Annotated in this window: 10 protein-coding genes; 4 read left to right on the top strand and 6 right to left on the bottom strand. The window is 31.3% G+C overall.

Translation table 11 applies throughout. The features are described 5' to 3' along the window. The 3 genes from RMO53_RS00050 to RMO53_RS00040 all read left to right on the top strand — a co-directional run. The coding region (locus tag RMO53_RS00050) for an LOG family protein (protein WP_310377263.1) at positions 1–356 on the top strand (356 nt) is incomplete at its 5' end. A 336-nt stretch (positions 357–692) separates the two neighbouring features. After that, positions 693–3,431 carry an aminopeptidase gene (locus RMO53_RS00045; protein WP_409024819.1) on the top strand — a complete coding sequence of 913 codons (2,739 nt, stop codon included), beginning with the start codon at positions 693–695 and terminating at the stop codon, positions 3,429–3,431. A gap of 186 nt (positions 3,432–3,617) precedes the next feature. After that, the gene (locus tag RMO53_RS00040) at positions 3,618–6,026 is read left to right on the top strand and encodes a thiamine pyrophosphate-dependent enzyme (RefSeq protein WP_310377260.1); all 2,409 of its coding nucleotides are present in this window, start codon (positions 3,618–3,620) and stop codon (positions 6,024–6,026) included. Positions 6,027–6,034: 8 nt separating this feature from the next. Here RMO53_RS00040 and RMO53_RS00035 read toward each other — a convergent pair whose 3' ends face one another. The 6 genes from RMO53_RS00035 to RMO53_RS00010 all read right to left on the bottom strand — a co-directional run bounded on the left by RMO53_RS00035 (position 6,035) and on the right by RMO53_RS00010 (position 12,359). After that, complete coding sequence (locus RMO53_RS00035) at positions 6,035–6,334, bottom strand: hypothetical protein (protein WP_310377257.1); 300 nt, start codon at positions 6,332–6,334, stop codon at positions 6,035–6,037. A 213-nt stretch (positions 6,335–6,547) separates the two neighbouring features. Continuing rightward, entirely contained in the window at positions 6,548–8,008 is a 1,461-nt protein-coding gene (locus RMO53_RS00030) for a polysaccharide biosynthesis C-terminal domain-containing protein (RefSeq protein ID WP_310377256.1), read from the bottom strand. 43 nt (positions 8,009–8,051) lie between these two features. Then, entirely contained in the window at positions 8,052–9,398 is a 1,347-nt protein-coding gene (locus tag RMO53_RS00025) for a glycosyltransferase family 4 protein (protein ID WP_310377254.1), read from the bottom strand. A gap of 7 nt (positions 9,399–9,405) precedes the next feature. Then, positions 9,406–9,600 carry a hypothetical protein gene (locus tag RMO53_RS00020; protein ID WP_310377252.1) on the bottom strand — a complete coding sequence of 65 codons (195 nt, stop codon included), beginning with the start codon at positions 9,598–9,600 and terminating at the stop codon, positions 9,406–9,408. A 26-nt stretch (positions 9,601–9,626) separates the two neighbouring features. Then, positions 9,627–12,044, bottom strand: a complete 2,418-nt coding sequence (locus RMO53_RS00015; RefSeq protein WP_310377250.1) for a YfhO family protein — start codon at positions 12,042–12,044, stop codon at positions 9,627–9,629. A 33-nt stretch (positions 12,045–12,077) separates the two neighbouring features. Continuing rightward, a complete protein-coding gene (locus RMO53_RS00010) occupies positions 12,078–12,359 on the bottom strand; it encodes a DUF4834 family protein (protein WP_310377248.1) in 282 nt (93 codons plus the stop codon). A 124-nt stretch (positions 12,360–12,483) separates the two neighbouring features. Here RMO53_RS00010 and RMO53_RS00005 point away from each other — a divergent pair, with 124 nt between their 5' ends. After that, the gene (locus tag RMO53_RS00005; protein ID WP_310377246.1) at positions 12,484–13,419 is read left to right on the top strand and encodes a transporter; all 936 of its coding nucleotides are present in this window, start codon (positions 12,484–12,486) and stop codon (positions 13,417–13,419) included. Positions 13,420–13,667 lie beyond the last annotated feature (248 nt).

Genomic DNA, 13,667 nt, shown 5'->3' with positions numbered 1-13,667 from the left:
CGTTTATTGATAAAGACAAAAATCTGAACTTTGATTACTTTTTTGTGCGCAAAGTAATGTTCGTTAAATACTCACAAGGTTTTGTAGTAATGCCAGGCGGATTCGGAACTTTAGACGAATTGTTTGAAGCAGTTACGCTAATTCAAACCAAAAAAATAGGTAAATTTCCTATCATCTTGGTCGGTACAAAATACTGGTCGGGATTACTCGATTGGGTTAAAACCGTAATGATTGAAGAAATGAAAAACGCAAATTCCGAAGATTTAAATCTGATAAAGGTCGTGGATACCGAAGATGAAGTTGTTGAGGCATTAGATAATTTCTACAAAAAATACAATTTGAGTCCGAATTTCTAAATACTTTTTTTCGCCACGAATTACACGAATTTCCACGAATTAATTTATTTTGTCAGTTCACTTTGCTATTATGGTGGCTAAGATTTTAAAAAGTTTCAAAAAAATTATTTGCCACAGATTAATCTACTAAATTGAGATGAGTTATAATTTAACATTAAATTAATTCATGGAAATTCGTGCAATTCGTGGCTAACTTTTTACAAAACTAATTGCACTTTTTCTACTTAAATATTTATCTTAGCAATTGAAAAAGAAATCGTCTTGAAATCCAAAATACTACTCCTACTAATTGTTTTTTTTAGTTTTGCAAAACTTAATGCTCAACATTATTCTAATTTGACTGTTGAAGTAGATGATGACAAGAAAACATTAAACGTTTACCAAGAATTAACTTTCAATAATCAAACTAACGATACTTTAAATACGATAGTTTTAAACGACTGGAATAATGCTTATTCGAATAGTGAAACCCCATTGGGAAAACGTTTTTCTGATGAGTTTGTTAGAAGTTTTCATTTGGCCACTGAAAAAGAAAAAGGCAGCACTAACAATCTAACAATAATTGATTCGAATAAATCAATATTAAATTGGAGTCGACCTATTGAAAATCCAGATTTAGTAGAAGTTCAGCTTAAAAATACAATTTTTCCAAATCAAAAAGTTACTTTTATTTTATCGTATGTGCTTAAAATTCCCGATGATAAATACACCAATTATGGCTACAATTCAAATGCGGATTCTACTTTAAAAAATTGGTTAATTACTCCTGCTAAATATGAAAATCACAACTTTTTAAAGTACAGTAACCTCAATTTAGATGATGTTCCAAATGCAACTTTTGATGCTGATTTAAAGATTATAATTCCGAAAGAATACAAAATAACAAGTGATTTAATAGCGGTTTCTAAGGAAGATAATATTTATGCTTTTTCCGATAAAAAGATAAATGACATCCCCCTATACATTGAGAAGAAACTAACTTTTTCTGTTTATAAAAACGATACTATTGAAGTTTTATGTAATATTAAAGACGGCCGGGTAAACGAAATTTACAAGGCGATAATAATTGAAAAAATAGTAAATTATGTTTCTGATAACTTAGGTAGAAATAGATTAAAAAAAATCACAATTTCACAAAGTGATTATGACAATAATCCATTTTACGGTTTGAACCAATTACCGCGATTTATTAGTCCGTTTCCCGATGATTTCATTTACGAATTGAAGTTTTTAAAAACATATTTAAATAACTACTTAAAAAACTCAATTCAACTTGATTCCCGAAAAGACAACTGGGTTTTTGATGCTATTCAAGTGTATTATATGATGAAATACATCGATGCGTTTTATCCCGATGCAAAAATGATGGGAAATATTGCCAATTATAAATTGTTTAAGGGATACAATCTCGTTTCTCTAGATTTTAATGAACAATACAGTTATTTTTATATGCTTATGGCTCGAAAAAATCTAGATCAACCACTAGGAAATTCAAAAAATACTTTGATAAAATTCAATGAGCAAATTGCTAGTAAATATAGAGCGGGTATAAGTTTTAGATATTTAGATAATTATCTAGGGAACAGTATTGTTACTTCAAGTATTCAACAATTTTATAAAAAAAACCAAGAAAAACAAGTCTCTAAAAATGATTTTGAATCTATTTTGAAATCGAATTCAAATACAGAAATTGATTGGTTTTTTAACACCATTATAAATTCACGAGAGATTATAGATTATAAGTTTTCTATGGTTTCAAAAACCAAAGACAGCATCAAATTTTCGATAAAAAACAAAACCAATGTTACAGTTCCAATTCCGGTATATGGTTTAAAAAAAGAGGAGATTGTTTTCAAAAAATGGTTGTACCCAAACCATGCAGATAGTGTTTATGTGTTTCAAAGAAAAGAGGCTGATAAAATTGTTTTGAATTATAAAAATGAGGTTCCAGAATACAACCTGAGAAACAATTGGAAATCATTTAAAGGCTTTTTGCCAACAAATCGCCCTATAAAATTTAATTTCTTGAAGGATTTAGAAGATTCCTATTACAATCAAATTTTATATGTTCCAACACTTACTTATAATTTATACGATGGAATTTCACCAGGAATTAGGCTTCATAACAAAACAATCCTGGACAAACCATTCAACTTTGAAATAAATCCTGCTTACTCTACAACAACTAAAACAGTATCTGGATTTGCTAATTTTGCTGTGAATCAAAATAACCGTAATAGCAAATTATTCACTATTCGATATTCATTGAGTGGTTCCTTTTTTCATTATGCACAAGAAGCATCGTATTTAAAAATAAATCCGATGGCACAATTGAGAATAAGAGAAGCTAACTTTAGAGACAATAGAAAACAGCTTATAATTATGCGTCAAGTACTCGTAAATAGAGAACAAAGTGACTTTGTAACGGACGTTACAAATCAAAACTATTCAGTTTTTAATATTAAATATTACAATACAAAAACCGAAGTTACGAATCATTTTAACTTTAGTTCTGACTTACAATTATCAGGAAAGTTTGGTAAAATTTCCTCTGAAATAGAATACAGAAAACTCTTTGAGAACAATCGTCAAATTAATTTACGCTTGTATGTAGGAAGCTTTTTATACAATAAAACCTATGCGACAGATTATTTTAGTTTTGCACTAGACAGACCAACTGATTATTTATTTGACTATAATTTTTATGGTAGATCGGAGAGTTCAGGTTTCTTTAGTCAACAATTTATTATGGCCGAAGGTGGTTTTAAATCAAAACTAAATACGCCTTACGCAAATCAATGGATTACAACTTTGAATGCAAGTTATTCAATATGGAATTGGATAGAAGCTTATGGAGATATTGGTGTTTTGAAAAAAAAATCGCAAAATGCTGCCTTTGTATACGACAGTGGAATAAAGCTAAATCTTGTTCCTGATTATTTCGAATTGTATTTTCCTGTATATTCTAATAATGGTTGGGAGATTGCACAAAATAATTACAATGAAAAAATTCGATTTGTAGTTACATTTAATCCTAAAACATTAATCAATCTTTTTACAAGAAAATGGTTTTAAACCAATACAAATATCAATTTTAATTGCATTATAATCAGTATAATTAAAATTTTAATAAAAAAAATTTAAAAAAAAAGACTTTTATGAAACTTTAATTAATGATAATTAAATTGTATTTTTAGTAATTAATTATGAAAATAACTAGTTTTTAATTAAATTTGTTGCCTGATGTGATCCTTTTTAATTATGATAAAAGAAAAAGCTACTACTACTTTGACATTTGAAGATTTCAAAACCGAAGTATTAAATGACTATAAAATAGCCATAACAAGCAGAGAATGTAGTCTTCTAGGACGAAAAGAAGTATTAACTGGAAAAGCAAAATTTGGCATTTTTGGAGACGGAAAGGAAGTACCACAACTCGCCATGGCAAAAGCTTTTAAAAACGGAGATTTTCGTTCGGGTTATTATCGCGATCAAACTTTTATGATGGCAATTGGTAAACTAACAATTCAACAATTTTTTGCTGGATTGTATGGTCATACTGACATAAAACAAGATCCAATGTCAGCAGGAAGGCAAATGGGTGGTCATTTTGTAACACACAGTTTAAATGATGATGGTTCTTGGAAAAATTTATCCAAACAAAAAAACTCAAGCGCCGATATTTCTCCAACAGCAGCACAAATGCCCCGTTTATTAGGACTTGCACAAGCATCAAAAATATATCGTCAAGTCCCAGGAATTACAAATAAGGCAAATTTCTCAGATAATGGAAATGAAATTGCATGGGGAACAATAGGAAATGCAAGTACATCCGAAGGTATATTTTTTGAAACCATAAATGCAGCAGGCGTTTTACAAGTTCCTATTGTAATGAGTGTTTGGGATGATGAATACGGCATTTCGGTGCATGCAAAACATCAAACTACAAAAGAAAGTATCTCCGAAATACTAAAAGGCTATCAGCGTGAAGAAAACACGAATGGATTTGAAATTCTAAAAGTAAAAGGCTGGGATTATGTTGATTTAATTGCAACTTATGAAAAAGCAGCAACAATTGCTCGAGAAAATCACATTCCAGTATTAATACACGTAAACCAATTAACACAGCCACAAGGACATTCTAGTTCCGGATCACACGAGAGATATAAAGACTCCGCGCGTTTAGCTTGGGAAAAAGATTTTGATTGTATTCGCCAAATGAGATTGTGGATGATTGCCATTAATATTGCTTCGCCTGAAGAAATTGAAGCAATAGATATACAAGCAAAAAAAGAAGTATTTGAGGCCAAAAAAGCAGCATGGAACACCTTTATGGAACCCATAGTTGAAGAACAAAAATCACTTATTTCATTATTAGAAAAAATAGCAAATTCAAGTAAAAATAAAGAATTACTACTAAAAAACAGTGCTGATTTAAGTGATATTAAAACCCCATTAATTAAAGAAATTCTAGTTACTGCCAGAAAATCATTACGCCTTTTATCAAATGAAAATGGTAAAGCTGAATTGTCTGCTTGGATAACTTTACATACTAATAAAACACAAATTAAATTTAGTAGCAACTTATATTCTGAATCAAATTTAAATGTATTTTCAGTAAAAGAAGTGAACGCCTTATATGCTAACGATGCCAGAGAAGATACTGATGGTCGAATGATATTAAGAGATAATTTTGATGCTCTTTTTACAAAATATCCCGAAGTATTAATTTTTGGTGAAGATGCAGGAGCGATTGGAGATGTAAACCAAGGATTAGAAGGATTACAAGAAAAATATGGAGAACTTCGCGTTTCTGATGTAGGAATTCGGGAAGCCAGTATTATAGGTCAAGGAATAGGAATGGCTTTGCGTGGATTACGACCAATTGCAGAAATTCAATATTTAGATTACCTTTTATATGCCATTCAAATATTAAGTGATGATTTAGCAACATTGCAATACCGCACTGTTGGAAAACAAAAAGCACCACTTATAATAAGAACACGAGGTCATAGACTAGAAGGGATTTGGCATTCTGGTTCACCTATGGGAATGATTATAAATGCGTTAAGAGGAATTCATGTTTTAGTACCTAGAAACATGACAAAAGCTGCTGGTTTTTATAATACACTATTAGAATGTGATGAACCAGCACTTGTTATAGAATGTCTTAATGGCTATAGGTTGAAAGAAAAAATGCCCTTAAATTATGGTGAATTTAAAACTCCTATTGGAGTTGTTGAAACCATAAAAAGTGGTTCAGATATTACATTAGTTTCTTATGGTTCCACATTAAGATTAGTAGAACAAGCTGCAAAAGAGCTTTTTGAAATTGGTATTGATTGCGAAGTTATTGATATTCAATCGCTACTACCGTTTGATATTAGTCATGATATTGCAAAAAGTATTACAAAAACAAACCGACTTTTAGTAATCGATGAAGATGTTCCTGGTGGAGCATCGGCTTATATAATGCAACAAGTTATTGAAAATCAAGACGGCTATAATTATTTAGACAGTAAACCACAAACCTTAACTGCAAAAGCACACAGACCCGCTTATGGAACAGATGGTGATTATTTTTCTAAACCATCTATTGAGGATATATTCGAGAAAGTATATGCTATGATGAGTGAAGTAAATCCATCAAAATACCCAAGTTTATATTAAGGTGTTTTTTAAAAACATTTATCTTCAAAAGTATTACCATCTTCATCAATAGCAACAACTATATTTTTTTCTTTAGAGGATACTTGGCTAATATAAATCCAAGGTAAAGTCCAAAGTCCAAATGTGGCACAAAAAATTAAAAAATTAAGATTGTGATCCACTTTTGTTGCCTTTTTAGTTAATACAGCAAAAGGTAATTTGTCATTTTTTTCAACAATTACAAATCCTTGATGTATCTTGTTTGCAAGCCTACTGGTGTACTTTTGCAAATCTTCTTTATTAGCAGAATAGTTGTTTACTATAATCATTGGGAAAATATTTTAGCTAATTAATTGCATTTTAATAAAGTCTAAATGTAAGACTATAAAATCATGCTACAGTTTAATTAAAGGTTACTAATCAACGTATCTATTTGTGAAAATTTTACATTAATTAAATACACTCGATAAAAATACTAAAATAATCGATTAAATACATAATTTATGTATTTATTTGCGCTTATTACAATAAAAAGTAAGTTTTTACTTTATTTTTTTAAGTAAGTTGTCTATTACATGATTTATTTCGGTAGAAATTATAAATCTGTAATTGAGATAAACATAAAGACTCGTCACTAAAATCGATTTTAAAATAATCGAGATTATGGGGTGAAAAGGAAATTCCCAAAAATAAAACGCAAGAAACAAAACAAACGTTAACACTAATGAATATAACGTTTGATTTGTAAAAGGATACAAATCCAAACGCTTGACTACAAAAAGTAATTTAGCCACACTATACAAAGTAATCGATAATAAAGTAGCGAATGCAGAACCCATTATACCATAAATAGGAATAAAAATCATGTTCAATCCAATAGTCATAATTACTAAAAATACCCCTAAAAATAATACCGCACGATAGTATTTAGTATTGAAAATAATGGCGTTATTATTTCCTAAAATTAAATCGAAATACTTAGATAATCCAATCATAAAAACCACAGGAATTCCCCCTTTATACTCATCAGGAACCAATTCATACAATTGATTAATATTTACAAAGATTCCTAACATTACAAAACCACCTACAACTTGCAAATTAATGGATGTTTTTTTGTACAAATCATTCATTTCATCATGCTTGTTTTCGTGCATCAATCTAGCAGTAATAGGATAAACAATTTGATGCATCGCTCTACTTGGAACCGATATTACTAGTGCAATATAGGTAGCTACAGAATAATATGCTATGTATTCAATTTTCATGTATTGATTCAAAATCATTTTATCTCCATCTAAAAGTAAATTCGCAACACTACCAGACAAAATGATATAAAACGTGTAAATCAAAACTTCTTTAGTGTTGTTAGGTATAGTAAATTGAAAAACAGGTTTTTGTATCCTGAAAGCATAAAACATGGTAATTAGTAGGGCTAATAAATAAACAAAAGCGGTTCCGTAAACAAATCCTTCTACAGTGATCCAATCGTAATAAACCGATACTATTAAAAAAAATGAAAACAATCGCAAACCCACTTCTTTTATAAAATTTCCAAAAACAGTATACATGTGAACCCGCAACCAAGCATAAAATATTTCGAAATAAGCCATGCATATACCAATAAACGGAATAAGCCAAATGTATTCTTTTACGATACTATTTTTTTTAGATAAGAAAAATACAATTTCATCAAAATAATAGAAACCAATAAAAAACATTGGAATTATAATAACCAAAGGAAACAATACTGTAAAGGATAAAAATCGAGATCGCTCTTCGTTTGTCTCATATTGAGAGTAAAATTTGACCAGAGTATTTTGCATACCAATAGCAAACAAAGGCATAATTACATTGGCGCTTGAGAGAATATAATTAGCCAAAGCATAATAAGTTGCCCCTAAAAAAACTGGGTAAAAATATATTGTATTGATGCCACCAATCGCAAAACCAATATAAGTTATTATAGTATTTTTTAAAGACTGATTTAATACGATTCCCATTCTTTTTTGTCATTGCGAGGCACGAGGCAATCTCACTTTTAATTTATGATATAGTGATCAATTCAACTAATTTTCCCGTCAAACTTTTCCTTGAATATTGCTGCAGCCCAACTCCATTCGACTCTAGTTTTCCTTCCAAAAACTGATTATAAAAGTCCAAAAGTACACTTTTTAATTTCTTTTTTTCAGAATAATCAAAGAAAACACCTGTGTTGGTATTGGTAATTATTTCGGCAAAATCAGAGCCGTTTGGTCCAATTGCAATAATAGGTCTGCCAGAAACCATATATTCAAATAATTTTCCCGGAATAATACTTTTGGTATCATTTGAATTGATTTCGATAAGCAATAAAACCTGTGATTTTCTTTGATGCGCAATTGCTTCCTGATGCGAAACATAACCCAAATTATTCAAATACGGATTCAATTCAAAACCAACAATCGTTTCCAATACTTCTTGACTTACCGCTCCAATTAATTTTATCTCTAAATCCGATTTAAAATCAGGAACTTCATTTAGTAATTCTACCAAACATTCCCAAAGCAATTGCGGATTTCTTTCGGAAAGAAAAGAACCGATGTGCGCCAAACTGAATTTGGTGTCCAAAATTTGTTTCCCAACATTCTCCATATCGTAACCATTTGTAATGACTTCAATGGGTTGGTTTGTAATTACTTGAAACTCGGTTTTAGTAGTCTTACTCGTAACAATAATTGTATCGGCAGTATTCAATACTTGATATTCTAAATCTTTGTGTTTTTTAGCAGCAAAATTGGACAATCGCAACGATTTATGGTAGCCAATGGTTGTCCAAGGATCACGAAAATCAGCAAGCCATTTCAGGTCTAATTTTTGTTTTAATTCCAGTCCAATGAGATGCAAACTGTGTGGTGGTCCAGAAGTTACAATCGTGTCAATTTCATTTTCCAAAATGTATTTTTCTAAAAACGAAACCGATGGTTTAACCCAAAAAACTCGAGCATCTGGAATAAACAAATTGCCTCGAATCCAGAGAAATGTTTTATCAAGTAAAGATTGCTTTTTCTGGTTTGGAATAATTCCTGAACTGATTTTTTGGGTTTTGTTTTTCGAAAGAAACGAAGCCAACTGATATGGTTCAAAGATTTTGTGTTTTAAAATAATAGCCTTGTCTGAAACCTCGTTTACAAAATTCACGTCAACAATAGGATACGTTGGATTCTCCGGAATATAAACAATCGGCTGAATGCCAAAATCAGGTAAATATTTCACAAATTTTAACCAACGCTGCACTCCTGGTCCACCAGATGGAGGCCAATAATAGGTAATGATGAGGAGTTTTTTTGTTTCGGGTTTCAATTTTAGGGTTTCGGGTTTCACGAACGATTTGTCATTCCGTAGGAATCTCATTTCTGTTTCAAGTTTCACTAACAATTATTGAATTTTCATTAACATCTTTAGCTAGTTGATAATATTCATACTTGCTTTTCCATCCATTTGATTTTTCCATTATTTCAAATAATCGCTCTAAACGCTCAATAAATAAAGCATTAGTTTTATCGTCAACATTCTTCCTTTGGACAAGATTTGTAGATTTTAAAATTGTTTTCATATTCAAAGGTACACAAAGTCTATACGCTATTTTCTATACTCTATTTTTTTGTTCTCAAAATAAATCCCGCCAATCAATAACAACAACATTCCTATTGAACTAAAAAGCGCAATTGTACTTCCTGTTTTTACCACTTGTGGTTCAAACTTGAATTCTATTTTGTGGTTTCCTGCTGGAATTTGTAATGCTCGCAATGCATAATTTGCTCTAAAAATTTCAACCGTTTTCCCATCGATGGTAGCTTTCCAGCCGTTTTTATAATACATTTCAGAGAAAACAGCTAGACCGTCATTTGAGTTATTTGAAGTGTATTTTAAATGATTTGGTTTGTAGGAATCTAAAATTATTGTTGCCACGCTATCTTTGGCGAAAGCCTTATTTTTAATTTCAAATTCGGTAGTATTCACAACCGCATTATTTTTAGTATCTAATTTATCCAAAGCTTTCATTTCTGCATCGGCTGAATTAACTGCTTTTAATTCTTTCACAAACCAAGCATTTCCATTAATATTAGGATTTTGAACAGGAAACGCAGCACCAGTTGAATCCGTTTGAATTATGTATTTCACGTTTAACATATTCAAGATTTCCATATTGTTTTTAGCAATTTGATAATTGAATAATTGCTCCATTCTTCTAGGATTTACCGCACTATAACCACCAATAGATTTATGAAAATAAGGTGTTCTGCCTGATAAATGCCCAGCAATATCAAAAACACGATAATTTGTGGTGTCTTTCAAAATTTGTGCATCCGTAGGTGTTTCCACAAAAGGCACTTCGACTTCGCTTCTACTGACAAAATCTTTGCCATCAACATAGTTTTTATCAACAAAAAACAAATCAGCAACCATCAATAATCCAACTAAAATTATAGCGGTATTTTGGGCCAATCTGTTTTTTATAAATAGCCACAAAACAGCAGCCGAAACTAGGATAAAGAATCCAGAACGCAACAAATCCGCACTGTAAAAAGTCATTCTGTCGTCTTTGAGCGCAGCAAGAAATTGTGGTCCATAACTCTCTAAATAATAACTATCATTTACTCCCGAAAAGTTAAACATGCCTTTGCATAAAAATAAAACCAAAATAACTCCCATACTTATCGCTCCAGATTGCCACAAGGCTTTCCATCTAAATTCTTTTTCTAATTTAAAAAAAGACTGAAACCCCATGATAGCTAGAACAGGAATACACAATTCAAGAATCACTTGTATCGATGAAACAGCTCTAAACTTGTCATACATTGGCACAAAATCAATGAAAAAATCAGTCAAAAGCGGAAAGTTTTTTCCCCAAGAAAGCAACAACGAAGCAATTGCTCCACCTAAAAAAGCATACTTAATTTTTCGCTTATCAGTAAAAAAAGCCAAAACAGCTAGAAAAAAAACTACTGCACCTATATAAGCTGGAGCAGCAACACCAGGTTGATCGCCCCAATAGGTTGGCATTCCGCTTGATACATACTCCGCAGCTTGGGCTTCGGGTACTTTCTCGCCAAGTAAATATTCATATGTTTTACTATCAGTTCCTAATTTTTCATTACCTGAACCACCAAAAAGTCTTGGCGCAATAAGATTAAAACTTTCGGCAATACCATAACTATATGCCGTGATATAATCATAATTCATTGCCGATGTGGTTTCGTTTTTTGAACCATCAGCATTAAACGTTAATTCGCTTTTGCTACGCATACTAAAATCAGCATATTCCGCTGTTGCCAAAAGACTGGTAGCATTGGCTCCAATAGCAAAAATTCCTGCAACAATAAATGTTCCAGTGATTAATAAAAGTGATTTAAACTCTTTTTCTTTGATTAATTTGTAGGCAAAATAACCCGAGAGTATCAATAGCAAAAGCAACAAGTAATAGGTCATTTGAAAATGGTTTGCATTGATTTCTAAAGCTACTGCAAACATAGTAAGCAGTCCGCCCAAAACATATTTTTTTTGAAAAACCAATATAAAACCAGCAACAACAAGTGGCAAGTAACCAATAGCGTGTGCTTTGGCATTATGACCCACACCCAGAATAATAATCAGATAAGTTGAAAATCCAAATGCCAATGCGCCAAAAAAGGCTTTCAATGGATCTATTTTTAGAACCAATAACAAACCATAAAAACCCAAAAAATAGAGAAACAAATAATCTGCTGGACGAGGTAAAAAGCGTAAAGCATCGTCAATCATTCCAATATAATCATGGGGATATTTTGCTCCTAATTGATAGGTTGGCATTCCACCAAACGCGGAATTTGTCCAAAAAGGTTCAACGTTTTCAGCTTTTCTAAAATCGTTTTGCTCTTTTGCCATTCCTGTATATTGCACAATATCCGATTGGGAAATTTGTTTCCCTTGCAATACAGGATAAAAATAAATGAGGGAAATTAATACAAATCCAAGTAGGATTAAGGCGTGCGGATATAATTTTTGAAATTGCTTCATCAAATGGATTGTTGGGTTTTGGTTTGGGTAAATTTAATCTATTTCTTCGTAATCAACGTAATCCCCTACTTTTTTGGTCTCCTTTGGATTTTTTGCATTGGAATTGTCATAGATAATTTCGTCATTACTTGCTGTCTTTTTCCAAGTATTATCTTGAGCTGATTGTTGCTGTTTTTGAAAATTTTCTCCTGCTTTTTGCACTACTTTTTTAACTAGAACAGGCAAAAACAATTTTGCCAAAAATTTAAAAATATAATAAAATGCCACAAAATAAAATAGTGTTTGAATAAACCCTGAAAAAGAAGCGGTTTCCATAATTAAAAATTTTTTTTCAAAATTAACAATTTCATCGTTGAAAAATAAATTATCATTCTTAAATAAATAATAAAATATAGTACATTTGAAAAGCGTTATCCTTTTTTAACTCAAAATTCGTAGTATGTCCAAATTCAAAATTTTTCTCGTCCTTCTATTTTTCATGATTCCATTGCTACACTACAGCCAACATACGGATCAAATCAATTCGAATCGACCTGGCGAAACCATGTCAGCTTACGCAGTAGGAAAATCAGTAATACAGGTTGAAACGGGAATTTATGGTATCAAAGAAAATCATAGCATTTTAAATTACGATGCCAATGGTTTTGGTTTAGACGCAACTTTGCGTTGGGGATTATTCAAAGAACAACTAGAATTAATAGTCGACTTGCAATACCAATCCGAAAAGTTTATAACCGGTATCAGTAGCATTACAAAATCGGCATTGAAGCAAACTGTTTTTGGAGCCAAATATTTAATTTATGATCCCTTTAAAAATCGGGAAGAAAAGATAAATATTTACAGTTGGAAAGCCAATCATAAATTCAAATGGGGGCAATTAATTCCAGCGGTTTCCATATTTGCAGGTGCAAATCTTACTTTTTCTAATAATCCGTATCATTTTACACCAGAGTCAAGTATATCTCCAAAATTAATATTGATTACTCAAAATCAATTTGCAGGAGGAAAATGGGTTTTTGTAACTAATATCATAGGCGATTATGTAGGAACTGACTATCCCAGTTATGGTTACGTCCTCACATTAACTCGAGGATTCAATAATAAATGGTCTGGTTTTGTAGAAAACCAAGGTTTTAAAAGTGATTTTTATAGCGATGCTATTGTACGTGGTGGTGCAGCGTTTTTGATTACAAAGGACATGCAAATAGATGCTTCCCTAAGTACTAGTTTAAAAAACACTCCATCTCTTTTATATGGAGGTGTTGGTTTTTCGTGGCGCTATGATGCGAAATACAAAGAAGTACGTATCAATATTGACTCTGGAGATTCCGAACGAAAAGCCAAAAAAAGAGCCAAAAAAACCAAAAAAGGATAATATAACAAAAGTAAAAAATTATAAGAAAATAATTATAAAAATGTTTTATTATTAGAAATAAATTCTTACATTTGACTGTAATTCAAAATGTTGTTGATTTTCCTTAATTTTAAAATCTTAAAAAAAATGAAACAGAACAGAACAGAACAGAACAGAACAGAACAGAACAGAACAGAACAGAACAGAACAGAACAGAACAGAACAGAACAGAACAGAACAGAACAGAACAGAACAGAACAGAACAGAAC

The organism is Flavobacterium sp., assembly GCF_031409475.1.
Classification (GTDB): domain Bacteria; phylum Bacteroidota; class Bacteroidia; order Flavobacteriales; family Flavobacteriaceae; genus Flavobacterium.
This window is presented reverse-complemented; position numbering and strand designations above follow the sequence as displayed.

Coding starts and splice junctions, on each gene's coding strand:
- RMO53_RS00040 (WP_310377260.1), top strand. CDS start 3,618: ATGATAAAAGAAAAAGCTACTACTACTTTGACATTTGAAGATTTCAAA.
- RMO53_RS00035 (WP_310377257.1), bottom strand. CDS start 6,334: ATGATTATAGTAAACAACTATTCTGCTAATAAAGAAGATTTGCAAAAG.
- RMO53_RS00030 (WP_310377256.1), bottom strand. CDS start 8,008: ATGGGAATCGTATTAAATCAGTCTTTAAAAAATACTATAATAACTTAT.
- RMO53_RS00025 (WP_310377254.1), bottom strand. CDS start 9,398: ATGAGATTCCTACGGAATGACAAATCGTTCGTGAAACCCGAAACCCTA.
- RMO53_RS00020 (WP_310377252.1), bottom strand. CDS start 9,600: ATGAAAACAATTTTAAAATCTACAAATCTTGTCCAAAGGAAGAATGTT.
- RMO53_RS00015 (WP_310377250.1), bottom strand. CDS start 12,044: ATGAAGCAATTTCAAAAATTATATCCGCACGCCTTAATCCTACTTGGA.
- RMO53_RS00010 (WP_310377248.1), bottom strand. CDS start 12,359: ATGGAAACCGCTTCTTTTTCAGGGTTTATTCAAACACTATTTTATTTT.
- RMO53_RS00005 (WP_310377246.1), top strand. CDS start 12,484: ATGTCCAAATTCAAAATTTTTCTCGTCCTTCTATTTTTCATGATTCCA.